Source organism: Actinomadura rugatobispora (genome assembly GCF_055379765.1).
Genome location: NZ_AP029191.1, coordinates 6,623,175 through 6,646,788, shown reverse-complemented (window position 1 = coordinate 6,646,788; position 23,614 = coordinate 6,623,175). Strand labels below are relative to the sequence as shown.

At 75.0% G+C, this 23,614-nt stretch carries 12 protein-coding genes; 7 read left to right on the top strand and 5 right to left on the bottom strand.

The features are described 5' to 3' along the window. Entirely contained in the window at positions 1 to 1,470 is a 1,470-nt protein-coding gene (locus tag ACZ466_RS29720) for a serine/threonine-protein kinase (protein WP_378278850.1), read from the top strand. Between the two features lie 182 nt (positions 1,471 to 1,652). On the opposite strand, the gene ACZ466_RS29715 is transcribed toward ACZ466_RS29720, so the two are convergent. Beyond that, complete coding sequence (locus ACZ466_RS29715; protein WP_378278852.1) at positions 1,653 to 2,012, bottom strand: hypothetical protein; 360 nt, start codon at positions 2,010 to 2,012, stop codon at positions 1,653 to 1,655. A gap of 909 nt (positions 2,013 to 2,921) precedes the next feature. Between ACZ466_RS29715 and ACZ466_RS29710 the strand changes: the two genes are divergently transcribed. Continuing rightward, positions 2,922 to 5,660 carry an AAA family ATPase gene (locus ACZ466_RS29710; protein ID WP_378278854.1) on the top strand — a complete coding sequence of 913 codons (2,739 nt, stop codon included), beginning with the start codon at positions 2,922 to 2,924 and terminating at the stop codon, positions 5,658 to 5,660. 58 nt (positions 5,661 to 5,718) lie between these two features. Further along, entirely contained in the window at positions 5,719 to 7,431 is a 1,713-nt protein-coding gene (locus tag ACZ466_RS29705) for a toprim domain-containing protein (RefSeq protein ID WP_378278856.1), read from the top strand. Between the two features lie 278 nt (positions 7,432 to 7,709). Here the strand turns inward: ACZ466_RS29705 and ACZ466_RS29700 are convergent, their stop codons facing one another. Then, positions 7,710 to 9,095 carry a sensor histidine kinase gene (locus tag ACZ466_RS29700; RefSeq protein WP_378278858.1) on the bottom strand — a complete coding sequence of 462 codons (1,386 nt, stop codon included), beginning with the start codon at positions 9,093 to 9,095 and terminating at the stop codon, positions 7,710 to 7,712. Positions 9,096 to 9,259: 164 nt separating this feature from the next. On the opposite strand from ACZ466_RS29700, the gene ACZ466_RS29695 reads away from it, so the two are divergent. Continuing rightward, positions 9,260 to 10,165: a hypothetical protein gene (locus tag ACZ466_RS29695; protein ID WP_378278860.1), complete on the top strand. Its 906-nt coding sequence runs from the start codon at positions 9,260 to 9,262 to the stop codon at positions 10,163 to 10,165. A 10-nt stretch (positions 10,166 to 10,175) separates the two neighbouring features. On the opposite strand, the gene ACZ466_RS29690 is transcribed toward ACZ466_RS29695, so the two are convergent. Continuing rightward, positions 10,176 to 17,351, bottom strand: coding sequence for a tetratricopeptide repeat protein (locus ACZ466_RS29690; RefSeq protein ID WP_464041743.1), 7,176 nt, complete (start codon positions 17,349 to 17,351; stop codon positions 10,176 to 10,178). A gap of 167 nt (positions 17,352 to 17,518) precedes the next feature. Here ACZ466_RS29690 and ACZ466_RS29685 point away from each other — a divergent pair, with 167 nt between their 5' ends. Next, on the top strand, positions 17,519 to 18,430 hold the full coding sequence (locus ACZ466_RS29685; protein WP_378278864.1) for an AraC family transcriptional regulator: 912 nt from the start codon (positions 17,519 to 17,521) through the stop codon (positions 18,428 to 18,430). Here ACZ466_RS29685 and ACZ466_RS29680 read toward each other — a convergent pair. Next, a complete protein-coding gene (locus ACZ466_RS29680; protein WP_378278867.1) occupies positions 18,403 to 19,980 on the bottom strand; it encodes an ABC-F family ATP-binding cassette domain-containing protein in 1,578 nt (525 codons plus the stop codon). The genes ACZ466_RS29685 and ACZ466_RS29680 overlap by 28 nt on opposite strands. Positions 19,981 to 20,115: 135 nt before the next feature. Between ACZ466_RS29680 and ACZ466_RS29675 the strand changes: the two genes are divergently transcribed. Continuing rightward, on the top strand, positions 20,116 to 21,063 hold the full coding sequence (locus ACZ466_RS29675; RefSeq protein ID WP_378278869.1) for an ankyrin repeat domain-containing protein: 948 nt from the start codon (positions 20,116 to 20,118) through the stop codon (positions 21,061 to 21,063). Here ACZ466_RS29675 and ACZ466_RS29670 read toward each other — a convergent pair. Beyond that, positions 21,047 to 21,610: an HD domain-containing protein gene (locus tag ACZ466_RS29670; RefSeq protein ID WP_378279228.1), complete on the bottom strand. Its 564-nt coding sequence runs from the start codon at positions 21,608 to 21,610 to the stop codon at positions 21,047 to 21,049. The two genes, ACZ466_RS29675 and ACZ466_RS29670, sit on opposite strands and share 17 nt — an antisense overlap. Positions 21,611 to 21,803: 193 nt before the next feature. Here ACZ466_RS29670 and ACZ466_RS29665 point away from each other — a divergent pair, with 193 nt between their 5' ends. Beyond that, a complete protein-coding gene (locus ACZ466_RS29665; RefSeq protein WP_378278872.1) occupies positions 21,804 to 23,603 on the top strand; it encodes an FtsX-like permease family protein in 1,800 nt (599 codons plus the stop codon). Positions 23,604 to 23,614: the final 11 nt, after the last annotated feature.

Here is a 23,614-nt window from a genome sequence, read left to right as displayed (position 1 = left end):
ATGGACACCGCACGCCTGCTCGCCGGCCGCTACCGGCTCGTCCAACGCCTCGGCAAGGGGGGCATGGGCGTCGTGTGGCGCGCCCACGACGAGGCCCTCGGACGGGACGTCGCCGTCAAGGAACTGCTCCTCCCCGACCACCTGTCCCCCGAGCAGCAGGAGCAGGCCGCGCAGCGCGCCATGCGCGAGGCCCGCGCCGCGGCGCTCGTCCGCCACACGTCCATCGTCACGGTGCACGACGTCGTCATGGACGAGGGCAGGCCGTGCATCGTCATGGACCTGCTGCCAGGACGTTCTCTGGACGCGGTCGTCGCCGCCGACGGACCACTGCCCTGGGACCGCGCGGCCCGCGTCGGCCTGGAAATCCTCGGAGCCCTGCGCGCGGCCCACGCCCAGGGCATCCTGCACCGCGACGTGAAGCCCGCCAACATCTTCCTCCGGGACGACGGCCGCGCCGTACTGACCGACTTCGGCATCGCCTCACTCGAAGGGGACGCCACCCTCACCCAGGAGGGGTCCCTCATGGGGTCCCCCTCCTACATGGCGCCCGAACGCGTGGGGCACGAGCCCACCGGGCCCGCGTCCGACCTGTGGTCCCTGGGCGCGACCCTCTACACCCTGGTCGAGGGGCGTCCGCCGTTCGTCGCGGCCACGATCATGGGCACGCTGAGCGCCGTCCTGACCGACGAGCCCGAACGCCCCCAGAAGGCAGGCCCCCTCGGCCCGCTCATCATGGCGTCGCTCGTCAAGGACCCGTCCCTCCGGCTGAGCGCGGACAGGGCCGGGCAAGCCCTGCACGCCCTGGCGTCCGGCGAGCCGACCTCGCCCGCGATCCCGCTCCCCGCGGCCCCGCACACCGCCCCCTCGGGCCCGCCCCAGAAGGGCACGACGCTTCCCTGGGTCATCGCGGTGCTGGCGTGCGCCGTCCTGCTCGTCGCCGTCGTCGTCGCCGTCGCGCTCCTGCACTCACCCGACCGCCGGACACCGCCACGCGCCGCGCCGACGACCTCCGCCCCCGCGCCCCCCGGCCGCTTCGCCTCGCCCCCGGCCCCGTGCGCCCTGATCAACGCGGAGCAGGCGACACGGCTCGTCCCCTCGTTCTTCACCACGAACGACGCCGGAACCGACCCGTCCACCAACCTGCCCCGCAAGAGCTGCACGTGGATGACGAACGCGACCGCCGACGGCCAGGACGACGACCTGACCCTCACCCTCCGCACCGCCCCGACGGCCGCCGGCGCGCAGAGCCACCACGCCAAGGAGCGCGGCGACGCGACCGCCCCCGTGACCGACCTCCGCGACCTGGGCGACGGCGGCTACTCCTCCACCAGGGGCACCCACGTCATCGTCGGCTTCCGCCTGGACAACCTCCTGGTCGAGGTCGACTACGCGACCAGCCGCCCCAACGCCGCCCAGGAAGCCCTCAGAGCCGCCCGCTGGACCGAAACCTCCCTCACCCGCCCCCGCTGACCCGGCCGGGCCCGTCGGACGCAATTCCCGGGGAGGGCACCTTTCGACAATTACCGAGCCCGCTGACTTACCACGAGCCTCGTCAACAACGACGCTGACAGATCGACCGAACCAGGGTCACCATCGCCGCCGCGACGCGGTCATGCCGGGTCCTCGGCCCACGATCGCCGCCGGTTCCGTCGTCACGGCCCAGCGCCGCCATCCCAGACCATTCCGCCGAGCCGCTGGACCAGGGCCTCCGCGAAACGCCGGGCGATCTCGTCGGCGCCGTCGCGTTCCGCCGCGCGGACCTCGACCCTCCACAGCGGCGGCTCCAGCCCGGCGGACCGTTCCCCCAGCAGGCGCTCGGCCTCGTCCGGCACCTGGATGAGGATCGGCGCCTCGACCGAGAGCAGTGTCCCGCCGGTGTCGTCGCACAACTGAATGACCCCGTCGTGATCAGGGAGGTCCACCCGCAACTCGTCCCCGGCCGCGCCGAGGCCGTCCAGCACGGCCACGGTATCCGGCATTTTCTGAGTCAGGACGATGACATCGAACGTCATCTCCCGGCCACCTCCGATGATCGTGACAGAACGGTCACATGCAGCGTACATCTAGAAGTTGAATACCGGCGGCGTGATCACGATCGCATTTTTTCCGGCCAAGTCGGAACCAGCCTCCTTGCGATGCGTCGACCCCTTATGCCACGCCATGGAGGGCTCCGGCGTCACCGATTACGCCATCGCCCCAGGTGGTGGAGAGAGACGCCGAGCGCCAGCGGATAAACAAACGTGCTGCGTGCGCTTCTCCGCGCTCCAGGCCCCCGGTCGCGGGGCGGCGCGGCCGCGCCGTCCCTCGGCAACACGGTCGTCCACCTGATCGCGGACCGAACACACGAGCCCAGCAGGGTCGGGCGCCGCCATATGTCGAGCCGCCGCCATGGGTCGCGTTGCGCAACCAGCCGTTGGCGCCCTTGCCTTCTGGGGCTCGGGGAGACGCGGGCGGTCCCGCGCGCCGGCGGCCACTTCCGGCCGGGCGGGAGTCGCGTCCGATCGATGATGAGAAGAGGACCGATCGGCGCGAGCTCACCGTCGGCTTTCGGGCCGCCCAGACGGCGGACGCGAATCGCTGAGAATGTTGATGAGGCTCCCAGGCACGGGGTGGGCCGGGTGCGGGGTCGTTACATCGTGTTCGCGTTCGTCACGCGGTTCGACGGGACCGCCGCGCACCGGGCCATGGGGCGCTTGCCGAGGTGGGAGGGGGTTTCGCCGGTCACGGGGAGCGGCGGATCGGGGGCTGAGAGTGACCGGGGGGTCACGGCGGGGTTGTACGTCCTCAGTGAACGCGGGGGTGCCCGTCGGCGGGGGACAGTTGAATGGAGCTTGCGGGTGAGGCGGGCTCCGGTGGGGATTCGATGCGTTCCGGAACCATAGGCTGTTACCCCGATTTGAGTCACTCTTGGGGAGAATGCGTTGCGGCTGCCGGATCATCTGGGGCTACTGCTCACCGACGAGCCGGTCCTCGACGTCTACTCGTACGGGCCCTGGCGGGTGCCGGACGGGCTGTTCGAGGAGATCGGCGCGCGGATCGACGCGCTGGCGCGCGATCCGCGCTGCGCGGGGCTGACCACCGACGAGCACAAGCTGCTGACGCTGCCGGCCTCGCTGGTGACGGCGGAGATCTTCGGGATCCTGGCGTTCCTGCCGGGCGGCGGGGCGATCAAGGCGGGGTCGTGCTCGCAGCTGCCGGAGCGGCTGCTGCACCGGCACCTGGTCAATCCGGGGCCGCTCAGCTCCCGGATGACCCGGTGGGACGCGCCGGGCGGCCGGTGGCGGCCGCCGGTGGACTGGCTGGTGGAGGCGCCCGACCGCGAGCTGGCGATCTCGCTGGCCCGGGACTGCCTGGCGGTCCTGGAGGGCATCGAGCCGCTGGAGCGGCGGCGCAAGGCGCTGCTGCGGCTGTACGACGACCCGCCGCGCTGCGACGTGAACCTGCCCAAGATGGAGCTTCGCGAGCACTGGCACGCGCACGCCGACGACGAGATCCTCTCGGCGGTGCCCGAGCTGATGGGCCCGGTCGGCTACCTGGAGTGGGTGACGGCGGGGCTGCTGGCCGCCTACGGGAATCTGGCGAGCGTGGCGCCGCGGGACGAGACGGTGGAGACGCACCTGATCCAGCTGCTGCTCCAGGGGAACATGGAGCAGGTCCCGGCCGAGCTGGTGGCCGCGCTGGGCGAGGACCGGTACCGGGAGCTGCAGGCGCGGTTCCCGTCCGAGCGCGGCGGGTTCAAGCCGGCCGCGTGGCAGGAGCGGACGCGGGCCTGGCTGGTGCGGGCGCTGGTGTCGGGCGCGGCGGACGCCTGCCGGGCCTGGCTGGACATGGCGATGCGCTGGGTGGCGACCGTCCAGGGGCTGCCGGGCGATCCGTGGTTCCCCAAGCCGGAGTGGATCCCGGTCGGGCAGTTCCAGACCGATCTGCGGCGGCTGTACGCGCCGCGGCGCCGGGTGGTCAACCCGCTGGTGGAGGAGCTGCGGCCGGTGCCGCCGGAGGCGGGCGGCGTCTCCTCGGGGGCGGCCGCGGCCGTCCCGGAGCTGGCGAGCGGGCTGGTGGGGCAGCCGGAGGTGAGCCGGGCGCTGGCGGAGCTGAGCGCGGGCCGCGAGCCGGTGCGGCTGCTGCTGGTGGGCCCGGACGGCACCGGCAAGCGGGACGCGGCGCAGGAGCTGGGCCGGGCCCTCAACCTGGGGCGTGACCCGGTCTGGCTGACCGACAACCTGTTCGTGGGGCAGCGCCTGTCGGACGCCGTGGCCAAGCTGCACGCCGACGTCCGCGACTGCGCGGGCGAGCGGCTGCTGATCATCGAGGGCCTGGACGGGATCGTGACCGATCCGGGCAACGGCGAGGCGATCGCGGGCGAGCTGCACCGGCTGCTGGCGGTGCACGAGGACCTGCATCTGGTGGCGCTGTGCGACGCGGGCGGGGACGAGCGGATCCGGGAGATCAACCCGGTGCTGCCGCACCGCTTCCGCGTCGCCCGTACCGTCCCGTTCGACGCCGGCGGCCATGCCGAGCTGTTCCGGCGGGCGCTGCGCGAGCGCGGGGCGCGGGGCACCCGGCACGCGGTCGCGGCGGCGGGCGAGCTGCTGGCGGCCACGCCGCCGGTGCAGACGCTGCGGAACGCGCGGCTCGCGCCGTACCTGGCCGATGTGGTGGTGGAGGCGGTGCGGGCCCGTGCGGCCGAGGGCGAGGAGCTCGTGGTCGGGAAGCGGGACGTCCCGGCGGCGCTGGACACCACGCAGAGCCCCGGCAACCCGATGACGGAGCTGCGCGAGCTCACCGGGCTGGAGACGATCAAGCAGGAGATCGCGCTGCTGATCGCGGGGACGCACGCGGCGCGGCTGCGCGGCGAGAGCGGGCTGAAGATCAGCCCGCCGACCCGGCACATGGTGTTCACCGGCAATCCGGGGACGGGCAAGACGATGGTGGCGCGGCTGCTGGGCCGGATCTACAAGCGGCTGGGGGTGCTGTCGTCGGGGCACGTGGTGGAGGCGTCCCGGGCCCATCTGGTCGGCGAGTACATCGGGCAGACGGCACCGCGCACCCGGCGGCTGGTGGAGCGGGCGATCGGCGGGGTGCTGTTCATCGACGAGGCGTACACGCTGACCCAGTCGCCGCACAAGAGCGACTACGGGCACGAGGCGATCGCCGAGCTGGTGAAGCTGATGGAGGACCACCGCGACGACCTGGTGGTGATCGTGGCCGGGTACGAGCGGGAGATGGCGGAGTTCCTGGCGGCCAACCCGGGGCTCGACTCGCGCTTCCCCAAGCAGCTGCACTTCCCCGACTACACCGACGACGAGCTGGTGGCGGTGTTCGAGGCGCTGGCGACGGCGGACGGGTTCCGGCTGGCGCCGGGCACGACGGATCTGCTGCGGTCGTCGCTGCGGCGGGTGCAGCGCGGGGAGTCGTTCGGGAACGGGCGGCTGATGCGGAACCTGCTGGACATCGCGGTGGCCAACCAGGCGCAGCGGGTGGCGTCGGCGGCGCGGGACGCCCGGCTGGCCGAGCGCGCCGCGTTCAACGGCGAGGCGGCCGGCGAGGCGGCCAAGAACGGTGTGCGGGCGCCGAGCAAGAAGGACCTGATCACGCTGCGGGCGGACGATCTGCCGCCGATGCTCGACCATCCCGAGGAGCTGTTCGGCCTCTACCTCTAGCTCTAGCTCTAGCCTCTAGCGAGGAGAGCTGAGGCATTTATCCGGGTATGACCGCTATATGGCGATGCCCGGTGACGAGCTGCTCCCCGCCGTGCTGCGCGGCGTCGCCGCGCGGGAGGCCGCCCGGCTGCGCGACGGCACGCTGCCGTGGACGTGGTGGCTGGAGCTGGCGGCCAGGTTCGGGCTGCGGTACGGGTTCACCGACACGCTGCTGATCGCGGCGCAGTGGCGGGCGGCCACCGACGTCCGGTCGTACGGGGCGTGGCGCTCGGCCGGCCGCCAGGTCCGCAGGGGCGAGACCGGGATCCGGATCCTGGCCGACGTGCTGGACGCCTCCACCGCGAACGGGACGGGCCCGCGGGCCGTGTTCGACATCAGCCAGACCGACGGCCTGCCGCCCGAGACGCCCGCCTTCCCCGGACCGCGCGAGGCCAGGAGGCGGCTCGCGGCGCTCGGGGCCCGGTACGGCATCCCGCCCGCCGCGGAACGGGGCGACGACCTCGACGCCTGCGTCCGGCTCGCCCACCAGCTGGCGCACGCGCTGCGTCCCGGCGACCGGATCGACCGGCCGGGGGCGCAGGGCTGCCGCGGGGCGCGCCGGTTCGAGGCCGACTCGGTGGCGTTCCTCGTCCTGGCGCGGTACGGGCTCCCGGCGGACCGGCCGGCCTTCCCGGACGGGCCGGTGCCGTACGCGGTGCCCGACGTGGGCGACCGGATCCTGCGGGTGAGCCGGCGGATCAGCGCGGCCGGCGGGCACGGGAGCGGCCCGCTGCGGGACGCCCACCGCTTCTTCCAGGCCCGGCTGGACGACGGCTGGGTGCCCGCCTACCTGGCCGGACGGGGGTTCGACCGCGGAGTGCAGCGGCGCTGGGGGCTCGGGTACGCGCCGCCCGGCCCGCGCGCGCTCACCGACCACCTCCGCTCGCGCGGCCACTCCGACGAGGCGCTCGTCGCCGCCGGGCTGGCCCGCCGCACGCGGTCGGGGCGGCTGCGCGACACCTTCCGCGACCGGGCGATGTTCGCGGTCCGCGACGCCGCCGACGGGACGGTCGCCGGGTTCGTCGGGAGGCTGCCCGAAGGCGCGCCCGGCCCCAAGTACCTCAACGGCCCGGACACCGCCGCGTACCGCAAGGGCGAGCTGCTGTACGGCCTGCACGAGGTGCGCGAGCGGCTGGCCGCCGGGACGGCCCGCCCGGTGGTGGTCGAGGGGCCGCTGGACGCCATCGCGGTCAACCTGGCCTCCGGCGCGTACGCCGCCGTCGCCACCTGCGGGCTGGCGCCGACGGCGGGGCAGCTCGGCGCGCTCGCCCGGGTCGCCGATCTCGACCGGACCGGGCTGGTCGTGGCGCTGGACGGGGACCGGGCCGGGCGGGCGGCGGCGCGGCGCCTCTGGACGCGGCTGGACGGCGTCCGCGGCCCCGTGGAGGCGGTGCCCCTCGGCCCCGGCGAGGACCCCGCCGGGGTGCTGCGGGAGCGGGGCCGCGCGGGCGTGCGGGCGGCGCTGCGCTCCCGGGCGAGCCTGATGGACGTGCTGGTCGACGACGCGATCGCGCGGTGCGGCGGGACGCTGGCGGCACCGGAGGAGCGGCTGGCCGCGATCCGGGCCGCGGTGGCGGTCATCGCGCGGGGGCGCCCGGCGGAGGCCGCCCGCCAGGTCGCCCGGGTGGCGGAGCGGACGGGGGTCGGCTGCCCGCTGGTAACCGCCGAACTGGTCGAAACGGTCAGTCCGGATTCCGGTCCCGCACCTACCGCTCATACCAACAGGCGGTAATCGGTTCACCACTCAACGCCCCCCTTCGACCGCTCGTCGACAGGGTCCCCGTAGGGCCGAACCTACGGCCCAGTACGGAATAGCTTCATCGCACCCTGTGGGAGTGAGGCTCGCATCGGTTCCTGGTGGGGGGCGGGCGGCGCCCGGTGAGACGGACGGCCGCCGCCCTGGAGCCGCGACCGCCTCCCCACCGGGTGGGGGGACGGGGTCACGGCGACCGGTTGAGGCGCGCACCGGTCGCCGTGACCTCCTTCGCGGGCCGCGCGAGCCGCCGGCTCCTAGTGGACGCCCGGCAGCCGCAGCACGAAGCGGGCGCCGCGCGGGCCGTCCTCGATCGTGAGGGTCCCGCCGTGCGAGGCCGCGATCTCCCGGGACAGCGGCAGCCCCAGGCCGCTGCCGCCCTTGTCGAGCCGGCGCCCCTCGCGCAGGCGGGTGAACCGCTCGAAGACCCGCTCCCGGTCCTCCGGCGCGATGCCGGTGCCGTCGTCGTCCACCGTCACGACCACCTCGTCGTCCCTGACCGCGACGCTGAGGTCGACCCGCGCGCGGGCGTGCCGGACGGCGTTGTCGAGCAGGTTGGTCAGCAGCCGGTCCAGCTGGACGGGCGAGCCGAGCACCCGCGCGGGGCCGTCCAGGTCCGCGTGCACCGGCACCCGGGCGCGGGCGAGCCGCCTGATCTGCTCGGCGGCCAGCCGGCTCAGGTCCACCACGCGCCGCTCGGCGGTCGCGCCCGCGTCCAGCCGGGCCAGCATCAGCAGCTCGTCCACGATCCCCGAGAGCCGCTCGGTCGCCGCCAGGGCCTGCGCGTTCGCGGCGGGCCAGTCGGCGCCCTCGGGGTAGGCGGAGTTCGCCTCCAACTGGAGGCGGAGCGAGGTGATCGGGCTGCGCAGCTCGTGGGAGGCGTCGGCGACGAACCGCCGCTGCGCCTCGGCCGACCGCTCCAGCCGCTCCAGCGTGGCGTTGGTGGTGGACGCCAGGCGGGCGATCTCGTCCCCGGAGCCGGGCACGGGCACGCGGCGGCTGAGGTCCTGGCCGCTGATCTCCTCCAGCTGCGCCCGGATCCGCCCCACCGGGCGCAGCGACAGCCCCACCGCGCCCCACGCGACCGAGGCCACCAGCAGGACCGCGAACGGCGTGACGATGAAGATCAGCAGGTTGAGCAGGGTGAGGGCGCGCTGCACCTCGACCAGGTCGACGGCCGCGTACACGGTCACGGGACCGTACGGCGAGCGCACCCGCAGCGCGGCGACCAGGTGCTCCTCGGGCTTCTCCGAGCGCCCGCCCGGCGGCCGCATCGGGACCTGCTGGGTGGCGACGGCCTCGTACCCCTCGGGCTCGAAGGAGGCCATCCGGCCCCGGCCGCGCAGCCCGGCGCTGGAGGCCAGCACCCGGCCGTCGCTCGCGACGACCTGCACCTCGTAGCCGGGGCCCAGGCCGCCGTGGGGCACGCTCAGCGTCCCGGGCAGATTCCCGGTGCGGGCCGGGCCGGCCGCCCGCCGCGCCGCCAGCTCGACCCGGCTCTCCAGCCCCTCCCGCAGGTCGCCGGGCACCAGTGCCAGGATCAGGCTGGAGGTGATCGAGAAGACCACCATGGAGATCAGCGCGGCCACCACCGTCAGCCTGGCGCGCAGGGAACGCGGCACCAGGCGTCGCAGGCCGGTCATCGCCCCCCTTCCCCTGGCGTCCCGAGGCCGCCACCGCACGTGACGAGAAGATCGTTCCCTTTCGCGGCGACATCACCCCTGCAGGTCAGGGCCCTGCGCGACACGCGCGGCGGCGCGACCGGAACCTACAAGACCGGACGGCCCGGCCCGCCCACGATGGACGCATGACGATCGACATCCACGCCGCCGGGTCCTTCATGGCCGGCCACGCCCGCGTCCTCGACCGCCGCCGCTTCGCGCTGCTCACGGGCGGCGGCGACACCGCCGGTCTGCTCGCCGCCCTGGACGGCTACCGCAACCCCGACGGCGGCTACGGCTGGGGCCTGGAGCCCGACCTGCGCTCCCCCGAGAGCCAGCCCGGGACCGCGCTGCACGCCTTCGAGGTCTTCGAGGAGGCCGCCCGGGCCGCCGCGCCCGCGACCGGCCTCCCGGAGGCGGCCGCGCTCTGCGACTGGCTGGGCTCTGTCACGCTGCCGGACGGCGGCCTGCCGATGGCGCTGCCGCTGACCACCGAGGCCGCGACCGCCCCGTGGTGGCGGGCCGCCGACCCGGCGGTGTCCTCCCTCCAGATCACCGCGGTGTCGGCGGCCGCCGCGCTCCGGGTGGCCGCGCACGACCCGGCCGTCGCCGCCCATCCCTGGCTGGACCGGGCGGTCGGCTACTGCTTCGAGGCCGTGGAGGCGCTCGACGAGAGGCCGCACGCGTACGTGCTGTCGTTCGCGCTGCACTTCCTGGACGCGGCGCACGACACCCGGCCCGAGGAGGCCGGCGCCCTGCTCCGGCGGCTGGCGGCGTTCGTCCCGCCCGAGGGCGAGCTGCCGGTCGAGGGCGGCACCGCGGACGAGAGGCTCCGTCCCCTGGACATCGCCCCCCGCCCCGGGCGCCCCGTCCGGGACCTGCTCGCCCCCGAGGTGATCGAGGCCGACCTGGACCGGCTCGCCGCCGGGCAGCAGGACGACGGCGGCTGGAAGGTCGACTACGCCGAGATCTCCCCGGCGGGCGCCCTGGAATGGCGCGGCGCCATCACCGTGCACGCCGTGGCGGTCCTGCGCGCCAACGCGCGGATCTGAGTCCCGCGCCTCACCCTTCGGGGTCGAGCTTGCCCAGCAGGGCGCGGGCCTGCTCGGCGAAGGACTCCTCGCCGGACCCGGCCGCCCGCCGCAGATGCTCCCGGGCCAGGTCGAGGTCGCCGTCGCCGTGCCGGATCTCGCCGAGCCGGTACGCGGCCTCGCCCACCAGGTCGGCCTTGGTCGTCCCGGTTGCCAGGGTCAGCTCGTAGTACCGCACCGCAGAGTCGCGGTCGCCCAGCCAGTACGCCAGCTCGCCCAGGTGGGCCGCGGCCAGCGGCGCCTGGCCCTCCACTCCGGCGTCGATCACCTGCCGGTACCAGCGCAGCGCCTCCGGCCAGTCCCGGTCCCGCTTGCCGAGCGCGCCCAGGTACATCTTGGCGAGCGCCTCCGCGTGCGCGTCGGCGTCGCCGGGCCCCTGGACGGCCTGGAGGTAGAGCTCCCGCGCCCGGTCGGGCCGCTGCTCGTGGTGGGCGCGGGCGAGCAGGACGGCGATGTGCCGCGTGTAGCGCGTCTCCGTCTCCGGGATGCGGGCCAGCACCTCGCCGCCCTCCGCGAACTCGCCCGCGTCCACCAGCGCCTGCCCGAGCGAGAACAGCGCGGTGGGCTCGCCGCTCTCGGCGGCGGCGCGGAGGGTGCGCAGCGCGCCCTCGTGGTCGCCCTGCTCGCGCTGCAGCAGCCCGAGCAGGCTGCCCAGGAACGCCTGGTCGCCCTCGTCGAGGCCGGTCTCGGCGGAGTCGCCGGTGATCGCCCGGGTGACGCCCTCCAGGCCCGCGGCGTCGCCGGCCCGGCGCAGCAGCGGGACGAGCCGCCCGTTGGCGACCAGCCGCACCTCGGCGTCGGAGTGCCCGGCCAGCCGCTCGTAGATCGCGCGCGCCCGTTCCGGGTCGCCCGCCGAGACGTACAGGTCGGCCAGGCCGATCTCCAGGTCGGGCGAGGGGTCGGACAGCATCCCGGCGAGGCACTCCACGTACAGCATGGCGGCGGCGCGGTCACCGGCCTCGGCCAGCCCGGTGGCGTACCGCCGGGCGGTTTCGACCGCGTCCTGCTCGCCCGTGGAGCGGAGCAGCGCCAGCGCCCGGCCCGCGACCTCGTGGACGCCCTCGCGGTGCGCCCGCTCGGCCACGACCGCCAGGTTCTGGGCGGCCGTCTCCGCCAGCGACGACAGCGGCTCCGGGTCGGCCGGGTCGATCTCCGCGCGGGCGACCAGGCCGAGGGCCTCGGCCGCCGCCGCGAGATCGCCGTCCTCGAAGGCCCACTGGCCGCGCAGCGTGCCGGCGCGCGCCCGCACCTCCGGGTCGGCGGCCTCGGCGGCACGGGAGATCTCCGCCGCCGCCTCCCCCGGCTCGCCGCGTTCGCGCAGCGTCCGGGCCAGGTCGGTGCGGATCCGCGGGGTGACCTCCGGATGCCCGGCCGCGATGCCCCGCCGGTACAGCCGGACCGCCGCGTCGCCGTCGCCGCGGTGCCCGCGCGAGTCGCCCCACAGCCAGTAGCCGACCGCGACCGTCTCGGGGTCGCCGCTGGTCACCGCGCGCTGGGCGGTCTCGGCGACGGCGTCGTGGTCCTCCTGGTCCGCCAGCGCCAGCAGCAGACTGCGCAGCGGGACCAGCGCGGCCGGGTGGTCGACGTCCGCGCCCTTGCGGTACGCGGCGACGGCGGCCTCCATGTCGTCCTCGACGAAGCCGTGGATGTCGCCGATGTCGTCGTAGGCGACGGCGATCTCCTCGGGGTCGCCGTACGCCACGACCGTCTCCAGGATCCGGCGGGCCTGCGCCGGGTCGTCGTCCATGATCTCGCGGGCGGCGCGGATCAGCTGCCGGCCCGCGGCGCCGGCGGTGGCCTTGCCCGACTGGTTGCGCATCAGCCACAGCAGGGAGTCGGCGCCGTCCGGGCCGTTCTCCTCCTCGGCCTCGGGTTCGTCGGATTCGGTGGAGGTGAGCGTGGCCAGGGCGGCGTGGAGGGCGCCGTCGTAGGCGGCGTCCACGCCGACGACCGCTTCGAGGAACGACCGTATCCCCGCGGGGTCGTTCCCGGTGACCTGGGCCGCCACCGTGAGGGCCACGTCGGCGCCGCTGTCGCGGAACCCGGCCCGCGTCCCCAGGACCATGCCGCGCAGGGCGAGCGCGTGCTCGCCCTTGGTCCCCGACTCGATCGCGATGGCCATCACGTTGTTGGCGGCCGTGGAGATCATGTCGGCGAACTGGCAGGGCTCGCCGGGGCCGGTGAGCACGGCCACCCGCCCGAACGCCTCCAGCGCCCCCGGCATGTCGCCGCCGAGGTACATGATGTTGCCCAGGTAGCTGTCGGCCTTGGCGGTGAGGACGACGTCCCCGGCGCCCGCCGCCCGCTCCCGGACGCGCGCGGCCTCGGTCTTGGCCGCGCCGTCGTCGCCCTTGCGCTGGAGCACGTGGGCCAGTTCGAGGCGCGTCTGGAGGGCGTCGGCGAGGTCGGCGTCGTCCGGTTCGATCCGCGCGGCGGCCTCCAGCGCCTGGCGGTACGCGTGTTCGGCGCCGTCCAGGTCGTCCCGGCCGCTGAGTATCTTCGCCAGCACCTGGTGGCCCGACGCCACTGTCGTGGGGTCGCCGGTTCCGGTGGAGCGGCGCGCGAGTGCCTCGGCCTCGTCCAGGTCGCCGTCCTCGTAGTGCTTCCAGGTCCGTTCTCGCAGCGCGCTCAGGAGGTCGGCGGGCTCGCCGGTCTCAGGGCTCTCGGGCTCGGGCTCGGGCGCGGGGTCGCCGGCGGAAACAGGGTCGGGAACCGGAACCGGATGGCCCGCGGCGCGGGCGGCGACCTCCAGGGCCGCGCCGTCGTCGCCCGCCTCCTTGAGCAGGGGCACGAGCAGGGCGGTGGCCGCCATCCGCACGGCGACGTCGTCGGACGACGCGAGCGGCTCCAGGAGCGTCCGGGCCTCCTCCGGCTCGCCGCGCTCGGCGAGGAGTTCGGCCAGGGCCAGCAGGGCGGTCCGGTCGCCGGCGGGCGGGAAGGCGGCGGCGCCCTTGTAGTAGGCGCGCGCGGCGTCCAGGTCGCCGCGGTCGGCGGCCGCCGCCGCGTACCGCCGCGCGATCTCGACGGCGTCGTCGGGCGCGCCGCCCGCGGCCGCGAGCCGGAGGGCGCGCACGGCGATGGCCGCGTCCCCGGCCTCGTCGGCCATGCCGGCGACGGCGCCCAGGTTGTTCAGCGCCATCCGGTGCAGCTCGCGCACCTGGTCGTCCGGCTCCGGGACGCGCAGCGCCGCCGCCGCGGCCGCGCCCATGGCCTCGGCGGCGCCCGCGTGCCGCCCGTCCTGGCCCAGCCAGACCCCGAGCAGGTTGCCCGCGCGCACCGCCGGGACGGGATCGTCGCAGGTCAGCAGCGACTCCATGGTGCGGTGCGCGGCCTCGGTGTCGCCGTGCTCATGCAACGCCTCGCCGAGCTCCACCTGGATGTACGGCACGTACACGGCGTCGGCCTGCTCGGACGCGGCGCGCAGCTCCGCCACGGCGCCCGCCAGATCGCCCCGGTCCTTGAGCACCCCGCCCAGTGCCCAGTGCCCCTGGACGGCGGTCTCCGGGTCGGCGGTGGCGACGGCCCGCCGGGCGGCGGTCACCAGGGCATCGAGGTCACCGCGCACCGACAGCACCGGGAGGAGATGCTGCAGGCACTGCAACGCCGCGGGATCGTCGATCGCCGCGCCGCGTTCGAGGGTCTCGACCGCGGCGTCCAGGTCCCCGGCCAGCCAGTGGGCGTGCCCGAAGGCAGCGCAGATCTCGGCGACCTGCCGGGGCGTGCCGTGGTCGAGGACGAGCCCGTACAGGTCGCCGGACCCGTCCGCGCCCGCGGCGAGCCGCTCCTGAGCGACGAGGGAGACCAGGTCGGCGGCGCGCTCGGCGTGCCCGGCGCCGGCCGCCCGCGCGAGCAGTCCGCGGACGTCCGGGAGCCGCCAGTGGTACAGCGCGACGTGCAGTTCGGCGATGAGGGGCGTGCCGTACTCGCGGGCGAGGAGTTCCAGGGCGCCTGCGTCGTCGCCGTCGCGGAGCCGCAGCACCGCCCGCTCGACGAGGCTCGCCGTGCCGAGCCGTTCCATGGCGGGCAGCGCGATGTCGGGGTCGGAGGAGGCCGCGGCCCGTTCGTAGGCGTGGCGGGCGCCGTCATCGTCGCCGGTCGCGGTCAGGTAGCCGCCCAGCTCGTAGGCGGCGACGGCCAGGCTCTCGGCCGCGTCCTCGGCGCCGTCCCTGCCGGGCTCGGCGAGGCGCTCGTAGCGGGTGACGGCCCGCCGGGCGTGCTCGGCGGCCCGCGCGGGTTCGCCCCGCTGGTCGCACAGCCGGGCCAGCAGCACGCCCGCCATCGCGGCGGCCCGGAGCTCCATGCTGTCGTCGGACGGGGCGGCGGCGAGCACGGTCTCGAACTCGGCCGCGGCGGCGTCCGGGTCGCCGCTGTCGCGGAGCGCGGCGCCGAGCGTCAGGGCGACGTGCGGGCCGTCGCCGGTCTGGTCCACCTGGACGGCGCGGGCCTCCTCCACCCGACCCGCCGCGACCAGCACCCGTACGACGGTGTCCAGGAGCCGGGTGTGCTCCTCGTCCCCCGGATCGGCGGCGTCGAGCGCCCGCCGATACGCGTCGGCCGACCCGTCCAGGTCGCCGAGGTGGAACAGCGCCTCGCCGAGCCCGCCGGCCGCGCGGCGCGCTTGGCCTTCGTCCTCGCCTTCGGCGGCGCGGGCCCACGCCTCGGCGGCGCCCGCGTGATCGCCCGCGTCCCCGCGCAGCGCGCCCAGGTACAGCGCGGCCTCCTGCGCCTGGACGGCCGGTCCGTGCTCGATCGCCAGGGACAGCGCGGCGTCGGTGGACGCGTGCTCGCCCGCGCGCTGCCACGCGTGCGCGGCCTCCAGCGCCAGCCAGGCGGTCATGGCCCCGCGATGGTCCTCGCCGCGCTCCCGGGCGCCGGCCAGCACCGCCGCGGCCCCCGCGAAGTCCCGGTCGAGGAGGCGGCGCGCGAACACCCCGTCCACCGCCAGCTCCGGATGGTCCTCGGGCACCAGCGCGAACGCCGCCCGCGCCGCGTCGAAGTCGTCCAGCCGGACCCGGGTGAAGCCCAGCAGCCAGGCGCTGCGCGGCGCCCGCAGCCGGTCGCCGCGCGCCACGATCCGCTCGTGCACGGCGGCCGCCCCGGCCAGATCGCCCCGCGCCTCCAGGATCTGGAGCGCGCCCGCCTCGGCTTCCGCGGCCAGCCCCGGATGCCCGGAACGGGAGACCGCCTCGAACGCGTCGAGGGCCTCGCCGGCGTCGCCGTCCGCGTCCCGGCCCTGGAGGGCGGTGCCCAGCGCGTACGCCACCCACGGCGCCAGCACCGGATGCCCGCCGTCGCGTGCCCGCCGCAGCGCGCCGATGACCTCGTCGGCCTCGGACGCGCCAGAGGCGTCGCGGAGGATCCAGGACAGCACGGCGGCGTGCGAGAGCGCCAGCGGGTCACCGGACGCGGCGGCCTCGTCCAGCAGTCGCACGCCCTGCGAACGGGGCGCGGCGCCCAGCGAGACGTACACCTGCCCCAGCATGCTCTTGGCCAGCGCCGCCACGGCCGGGTCGGCGTGCCCCTCGCACTCCCGGTAGCGGGCGACGCCGATCTCCCGGCCGAGCCGCTGGTAGTCGACCAGTGCGGCGAGCACCGGATGCGGCGCCCCGGCCCCGCTCGCCGCGATCAGCAGGCGGTGCACGGCCGCGCCGAACCCGCCCGCGAAGTCCTCGCCGTCGGCGACGGGTTCCAGCAGCTCGTCCGCCTGCTCGGGGTCGCCCTCGCCGAACTCCAGGGTCGCCAGCATCGACGCGGCCCGGTCGGACGGCCCGGTGATCTCCGCGTCCACCACCCGGCGCAGCAGCGCGCGGGCTTCGTCCACCGCGCCCTCGCGCAGCCGCTCCAACGCGGCGTCGCAGTCGTCGACCGCCCGTTCGTACTCCTCGTCGGGGCCGCGCACGGCCAGCTGCGCCTGGGTCAGCACCAGCCGGGCCTGGAACGCCAGGTCGGGCTCGTCGTCGATCTCCCCGGCCCGCTCCAGCAGCTCCACCACACTCAGGCGGCGCGGATCGTCCGCCGGCAGCCCGGCCAGCAGCGTGCCGAGGAAGTGCACCGCGCCCCAGCGGTACTCGGAGACGCCGTCCAGCACCGCCCGCCAGTTGGCGACGGCGTCCTCGACCTCACCGGCCTCGGAGTACACCTGCCCCAGGCAGGCCCGCGCCTCCACGGCGAACTCGGGATGGCCCGACTCGACGACCCGCCACAGGATCCCCCGGGCCTCCCGCTCGCCCTCCTCGCCGTCCATGTCCCGGGTGAACTTCGACTCCTGGATCAGCGCGTCCAGCCGGATCTCCGGGCGGTGGTCCTCGGCGGCGCGCCGGTACGCCTCCCGCGCCTCGGCGTTCTCACCGAGGTCGAACAGCGCGGCGCCGAGCAGCTTCTCGGCCCGGCCGCGCTCGGCCGGGTCCCCGACCGCGATCGCGTGCTCCATGACCCGGCGGCAGTCGGCGAACTCGCCGCGCCCGGCGTAGATCGGGTACAGCCGGAACGCCGCCGCGGTGCACAGGGCGGGCATGCCGTGCGCCAGCATCCTGTTCAGCGCGGTCAGCACGACCTCGTCGGCGGCCTCGGCCTCTTCCGCGTGCTCGTCCAGCAGCGCGCCGATCGACTCGAACGCCTCCCATGCCTCGCGCTCGCGCTCGCCGCCGTCCTCAGGCCAGCGCGGGACGTCCAGGTCCGCGGCGAGCCGGGCCACCTCGGGGTCCGCCGCGCGCCGGACGCGCTCCAGGACGGCCGCCGCGCCGTCCAGGTCGCCCAGGCGGCGCAGCACGGTCACCAGCGTCAGCTCGGCCATCGCCGCGATCTCGGTGTCGGCGCCGCCGGCCGCGGCCCGCAGCGGGCGGTGGGCCTCCGCCCACTCCTCCGCGTCCACCAGCATCAGGCCGAGCGCCACGGCCGAGCGCTGCGCGAAGACCGGATGGCTCCCGGCGGCGACCGAGCGGTGCGCGGCCCGCGCCCCGTCCAGGTCGCCGCTCTCCTGCAGCAGGCGGCCGAGGAGATGGGACGCCTCGGCCACGGCCTCGGCCCCGCCGCCGGAGTCGTCACGGGCGGAGACGACGATCGCGCGCAGGGCCCCCGCCGCGCCGTCCAGGTCGCCGTCCCGCCACTGGTCGATCGCCGTCTGGAGCCGTGCGGCCCACGAAGACATGCTCGCTTCCCCCTCGTACCCCGGCCCCGTATCCGGTTCCTCGAGTGATCATTCACCGTGCGGACGGCGAACGTACTGGAATGAACCCCGGTTTTTCCGGACTTTCACTGATTCGCCGTGTCACACGGGGGCCGAGCGGAGGTCAGGACCGGCTATATCGTGACGGCGTGGACCCCTTCGACGATCTGCTGAAAGGCGTGCGCGGCGAAGGCGCCGCGTTCGGCACCTCCGCGCTCACGCCCCCGTGGGGGCTGCGCTTCACCGACGGCGCGCCGCTGACACTGTGCGTGCCCATGCGCGGCGAGGGCCTGCTCACCCAGGGCGACCTGACCCTCCCGATCCGGGTCGGCGAGGCCGCCATCGTGCGCGGCCCCGAGCCGTTCGTGTTCGCCGACACCGACGCGCCCCGCACCGTGCGCGACGTCGGCCCCGGCGACTCCGCCGCTGGCACGGGCGACACCGTCCTCCTCGCCGCGTCCTACCGGCTGAACGGCGAGATCGCGCGCCGCCTGGTCGGCGTGCTGCCCCCGATGATCGTCGTCCCGGACGAGCACGACTGCGCCGCCATGCGCGGCTACCTGGAGGCCCAGCTGGACGCCTGCCGCCCGGGCCGCCAGATCGTCCTGGACCGCCTGCTCGACTGGCTGCTGGTGTGCACGCTGCGCGACTGGTTCGACCGTCCCGAGGCGGTGCGGCCCGGCTGGTACCAGGCCCTGGGCGACCCGGTGGTCGGCCCGGCCCTGCGCGCCGTCCACGCCGACCCCGGCCGCCCCTGGACGCTGGCCTCCCTCGCCGCCGCCGCGCACGCCTCCCGCACCACCCTCGCCCGGCGGTTCACCGAACTGGTCGGCGAACCCCCGCTGGCCTACCTCACCGGATGGCGGATGGCGCTGGCCGCCGAACGGCTGGCCGACCCGTCGGCGACGGTCGCCGCCGTGGCCCGCGAGGTCGGCTACACGGACGCGTTCGCGTTCAGCTCGGCGTTCAAGCGGACCCTCGGCAAGAGCCCGACCGCCTACCGGAAGGACGCCGAAGGCTCAGGCCCGTCCGGTCAGGCGAGGGCGACCAACTCCATGTAGTCCTCGCTCCAGAGGTCCTCGTCGGCGTCCGGCAGCAGCAGCACCCGTTCCGGACGGAGAGCCTCGATCGCGGCCTGGTCATGGGTGACCATCACCACCGCGCCCTTGTACGCGCCGAGAGCCCCCAGAACCTCCTCCCGGGACACCGGATCCAGGTTGTTGGTGGGCTCGTCCAGCAGCAGCACGTTCGCCCCCGAACTCACCAGCCCCGCCAAGGCCAGCCGCGTCTTCTCCCCGCCTGACAGGACCCCGGCGGGCTTGTCCGCGTCGTCCCCAGAGAAAAGGAACGAGCCCAGGATGCGGCGCGCCTGCCCAGGCTCCAGGTGGGGCGCGGCGTCCGCGAGGTTCTGCGCGACGGTACGGGCCGGATCGAGCGTGTCGTGCTCCTGGGCGAAGTACCCCAGCCGCAGCCCGTGCCCGTGCACCACCCGCCCCGAGTCGGGCCCCAGCCGCCCGGCGAGAACCTTCAGCAGCGTGGTCTTGCCCGCGCCGTTCAGCCCGAGCACCACCAGCCGCCCGCCCCGGTCGACGGCCAGGTCCACGCCCGACAGCACCCGCAGGTCACCGTACGACTTGGACAGGCCCACGGCGCCCAGCGGCATCCGCCCGGACGGCGCCGGATCGGGCAGCCGGATCCTGGCGGCCTTCTCCGCCCGCCGCACCGGCTCGGACTCCGCCAGCATCCGGTCGGCCCGCCGCGCCATGTCCCTGGCCCGCACGGCGGTCGCGCTCCTCGCGCGCATCCTGTCGGCCTGCGCGTGCAGCGCCGCCGCCTTGCGCTCGGCCGCCGCCCGCTGCCGCGCCCGGCGCCGCTCGGCGGAGTCCCGGTCGGCCAGGTAGGTGCGCCAGCCGGTGTTGTGCACCTCCATCGCGCCGTGCTCCAGGTGCCAGATCCGGTTGGCGACCGCGTCCAGCAGCCCGGTGTCGTGGCTGATCAGCACCAGCCCGCCGGGATACCCGCCCAGGAAGCCGCGGAGCCAGCCGATCGAGTCGGCGTCCAGGTGGTTGGTGGGCTCGTCCAGGAGCAGCGTGCCCCGTTCGGCGAACAGGACCCGGGCCAACTCGACCCGCCGCCGCTGCCCACCCGACAACTCGCCGATCGGACGCTCCAAGACCCGGTCGGGCAGACCCAACCCCGCAGCGATCCGCGCGGCCTCGGACTCGGCGCCGTACCCGCCACGCGCCTGGAACTCGGCCTCGGCACGGACGTACCGGGCCATCGCCCGTTCGTCCTGAACCAAGGCGGCCTCGGCCACGCGCAGGGCCCGCACCGCCTCGTCCAGGCCGCGGGCAGACAGGATGCGCCCGGTCACGGTCACCGCCGGATCGGCCGCCGCCGGATCCTGCGGCAGGTAGCCGACGGGCCCGGTACGGACGACCTGCCCCGCCGCGGCCGGCGACGCCCCGGCCAGGATCCTCATCAGGGTGGTCTTGCCCGCCCCGTTACGTCCGACCAGCCCGACGCGGTCGCCGGGGGCGACATGGGCGGTGGCACCGGACAGCAGCAGGCGGGAGCCGGCACGCACGCCGACATCACGGAAGGAAAGCATGGAATGACGCTCCGGAAAGGCTCATGGGCACACGGGTGGCGAGGAACGTGTGTCCTGAGCTAGGAGATCCGGGGCGCCGACATGGATCCGAGCGTACCCCAGCCTGTCAGAGGCGGCCCGTACCATCCGGATCCCATGGACTCCGACTGGACGGGCATGCCCCGGCGCAACTGGGAGAACCTCGCCCTCGTCCGCGCCCGCCTAGACGCCGGCGCCGACCCCAACGCACCCGTGTGGCACGGCGAACTCCCCCTCCACGTGGCGGCACGGGACGGCTCCCCCGAAGTGGTCGCCGAGCTGGCCCGGCGCGTCGACGACATCGACGCCGACCACGAAGGCCGTACGGCATTGTGGCTGGCCGTCTACGCCCGCCGTCCCGAGAACGCCCGCGTGCTCGCCGCCGCCGGCGCCGACCCGTGGCGCCCCATGATGGGCGGCTGGTCCCCGGGCCAGCTCAGCCTGGCGGGCCCGACACCTTTCCCCGTCCCGCCCGGCGAACCCGGCCTCTCCGACGCCGAGGCCGCCATGGTGGCGGAGAGCGCCCAGCTGATCGCGGCGCTCGACGTCCCCCACTACCACGGCACGGGCCTGGCCTGCGTCGCCGACATCGACGCGGCCGAGGCCGCACGGCGCCTGGAGGCGACCCCGATCGTCCCCGACGAGGAGTACGCCGACGAACCCTGGCCCTTCCACGAGGAACTGGACGACGACGAGCTCGACTTCATCGTCGGCGCCACCGACGTGCCGGGCGGATGCGTCATCACCCAGCCCTGGGGCTACCTGCCCCGCACCCGGGAGGTCACGACCCGCCTGTCCGCCGGCACCCTCTGCTACGGCATGTACGCCAACCCCAAGAGCGGGAACCAGGGCAGCGTGCTGATCGACGGCGTCACCGAAAGCTGGGACGTCACCCCCGGCGGCGAGCCGATCGCCGACGACGACTCAGACGAGATCCTTCTCGCCTACCTCTACCGGCACCGGGCCATCGCCTACGCCTGCGCCTACGCGGGCCTCAAACCGTCCGACGCCCGCGCCGTCACGGGCCCGCCCGACGTCTGGCTCGAACTCACGCGCCGTCCATAGCCCGCTTGTACCACTCCATCGACCCCGTGCGGAGGGCCTCCTCAGCGAGCCTCCGGGCCGTCTCCGTCCGAAGCTGGGCCAGGGAACTGTCGATCCACGGCTGCGTGTTCGCGTTCCCGTGCTCGCGGTATTCGACGGCCTGCAGGAGGCATTCGAGCTTGTCGGCGTCCCGGGCGCAGACCGCCTCCGCGCTCGCCCTGCCCTCGTACTCGTCCACCACGCCCGTGATCATCCGCGCCACCGCCTCCGGAAGCCCGGCCGTCTGGTCCGCCGTCACCCTCTCGTTGGACGCCTTCGTGACGTACGGCCGCGCCAGATACGGGATGTCCGTGAGCCGGGTCTCCTGGCTGTCATGGAAGAGACTGAGCAAGGCCGCCCTCTCCGGATCGGCCCCCTCCATCGCCGCCAGCACACTGGCGATGATCGCCGTCCGCAACGAGTGATCGGCGATGCTCTCCGGATCCCGGACCCCCGCGACGAGCCAGCCCGTCCGCTTGTACCGCTTGAGCAGCCCGACCTCGTACAGCAACCCCACCAGCCGCTCCATGCCCGGCAGCCTACTGCGGGCGGCGAAGCCGTCGACCGGGATACCTGAGAAGGCGACCGCCAGAGACATTCACTCCTCCGCTCGGCTTGACGTTCTTGATAGCTAACGGCTATCTATGGCTAACCGTCAGCGGCGGCGCGTACCTGACCGGCAGGGCGCGGCACCCGGGAGATCGGACTGGAGGACTGAACGCATGGGCCGCATCCTGCTGGTGTTCCGCCTTGTCGTGGCCGACGTGCGCCGGCATCCCGCCCAGGCCGCGATGCTCCTGGTCGCGATCACCGCCGCCACCACCACGCTGGCCCTCGGTCTGTCCTTGTCCGGGGCGACCGAAACGCTCTACCGGCAGACCCGGGAAGCCACGGCCGGGCCGGACGTGGTCGCGTTCTCCCCCGGCACCGGCCGGACCACGATCAGGGCCCTGAAGTCGTTGGAGCACGCGCCCGGGGTGGTCGCGTACAGCGGACCGTACCGCCAGTACTACACACCGCTGACGGTGCGCGGCTCCACCGGAGCGGCGGTGGTGCAGGTCGCCGATCTGACACCGGGCCCGGTCGACCGTCCGCTGGTGACCTCGGGCAGTTGGGTCCGCCCCGGAGGCGCCGTGGTCGAACGCGGCTTCGCCACCGCACTGGGCGCCGAGGTCGGCGACCGCGTCACGGTCGCCGGCCGCTCGCTGCCGGTCGTCGGCATCGCCGTGACCGCGGCCCGCTCGGTCTACCCTTGGGCGCCGGGGATCGGCCCGGGCGGCGGGCCGGACGACGGCGGCGGTCTGGTCTGGCTGGCCGAACCGGATACCCGGGTACTGGAATCGGCCGATCTCCCGGTGACCTCCTTCATCAACCTGAAGCTGCGGGATCCCGACACGGCCCTGGTGTCGTTGCGTGAGCGTCACCCCTCCGTGGCCGACGCGTTCGCGGACACCTGGGTGAACTTCCGGGCCTGGCAGCAGGTGGCCGAGCAGGACTTCGTCATGCTCCGGGGCAGCCAGCCGATCATGGTCATCGGCGGCTGGCTGCTCGGCTTCCTGTCCATCGGCGGCGTGGCCACACTGGCGGCGGGACGTGCCGCCAAGCAGACCCGCCGGGTCGGGCTGCTCAAGGCCGTCGGCGCCACACCCGGCCTCATCGCCGCCGTCCTGCTCGCCGAGTACCTGACCCTGGCGCTCCTCGCCGACGCACTGGGCCTGACGATCGCACGGCTGGTCGCGCCCGCCATCGTCAATCCCAGCGCGAGCCTGCTCAGCACCGCCACCGGTCCCAGCGGCGGCACCATCGCCGTCACGACCACCGTCGCCTTGGCGGTGGCGGCCCTCAGCACCTTCGGCCCGACGCTGCGGGCACTGCGCACCGGAACCATCTCCGCCCTGGCCGACACCGCCCATGGGCCCAAGCACCGGGCCTGGCTGAACGGTTTGTCGGCGTTGCTGCCGACCCCGCTCCTGCTCGGGGTGCGCCTGATCGCCCGCCGCCCCGGCCGCGCCGTCCTGCACGGGTGCAACATCGCGACCACGCTGATCGTGGTCACCGCACTGCTGATGGTGCACGCCCAGCCTGTGAGGGGCTACCCGGGCTCTCCCATGGCGACCCTCGCGCAGGACGGTCAAGAACGCCACCTGCTTCTGGCCGTCACCGCCGCGGTGATCGTGCTCGCCATCGTGAACACCATCACGATCACCTGGAGCACCGCACTGGAAGCCCGCCCCACCATGGCCATCGCGCGCACCCTCGGCGCCACCCCCGGGCAGATCACGGCCGGACTGTCCATCGCACAACTGCTGCCGACCCTGCCCGGCGCCATCGCAGGCATCCCCCTGGGCATCCTCCTGTGCCTACCCTTCAGCCCCGGAAACGCGACCATCCTGCCCCCCGCGGGGTGGCTGCTCACCGCCGCGCTCGCGTCCGTGCTCACAACGGCGGCACTCACCGCCTTGCCTGCCCGTATCGCAGCCCGCCGATCCGTGGCACGAACCCTCAGCGCCGAAACACGCTGAGCGCGTACTCG

Bases quoted from the DNA above. Each gene is read 5' to 3' on its own strand.
- ACZ466_RS29720 (WP_378278850.1), top strand. From the start codon at position 1: ATGGACACCGCACGCCTGCTCGCCGGCCGCTACCGGCTCGTCCAACGC.
- ACZ466_RS29715 (WP_378278852.1), bottom strand. From the start codon at position 2,012: ATGACGTTCGATGTCATCGTCCTGACTCAGAAAATGCCGGATACCGTG.
- ACZ466_RS29705 (WP_378278856.1), top strand. From the start codon at position 5,719: ATGGCGATGCCCGGTGACGAGCTGCTCCCCGCCGTGCTGCGCGGCGTC.
- ACZ466_RS29700 (WP_378278858.1), bottom strand. From the start codon at position 9,095: ATGACCGGCCTGCGACGCCTGGTGCCGCGTTCCCTGCGCGCCAGGCTG.
- ACZ466_RS29695 (WP_378278860.1), top strand. From the start codon at position 9,260: ATGACGATCGACATCCACGCCGCCGGGTCCTTCATGGCCGGCCACGCC.
- ACZ466_RS29690 (WP_464041743.1), bottom strand. From the start codon at position 17,351: ATGTCTTCGTGGGCCGCACGGCTCCAGACGGCGATCGACCAGTGGCGG.
- ACZ466_RS29680 (WP_378278867.1), bottom strand. From the start codon at position 19,980: ATGCTTTCCTTCCGTGATGTCGGCGTGCGTGCCGGCTCCCGCCTGCTG.
- ACZ466_RS29675 (WP_378278869.1), top strand. From the start codon at position 20,116: ATGGACTCCGACTGGACGGGCATGCCCCGGCGCAACTGGGAGAACCTC.
- ACZ466_RS29670 (WP_378279228.1), bottom strand. From the start codon at position 21,610: ATGGAGCGGCTGGTGGGGTTGCTGTACGAGGTCGGGCTGCTCAAGCGG.
- ACZ466_RS29665 (WP_378278872.1), top strand. From the start codon at position 21,804: ATGGGCCGCATCCTGCTGGTGTTCCGCCTTGTCGTGGCCGACGTGCGC.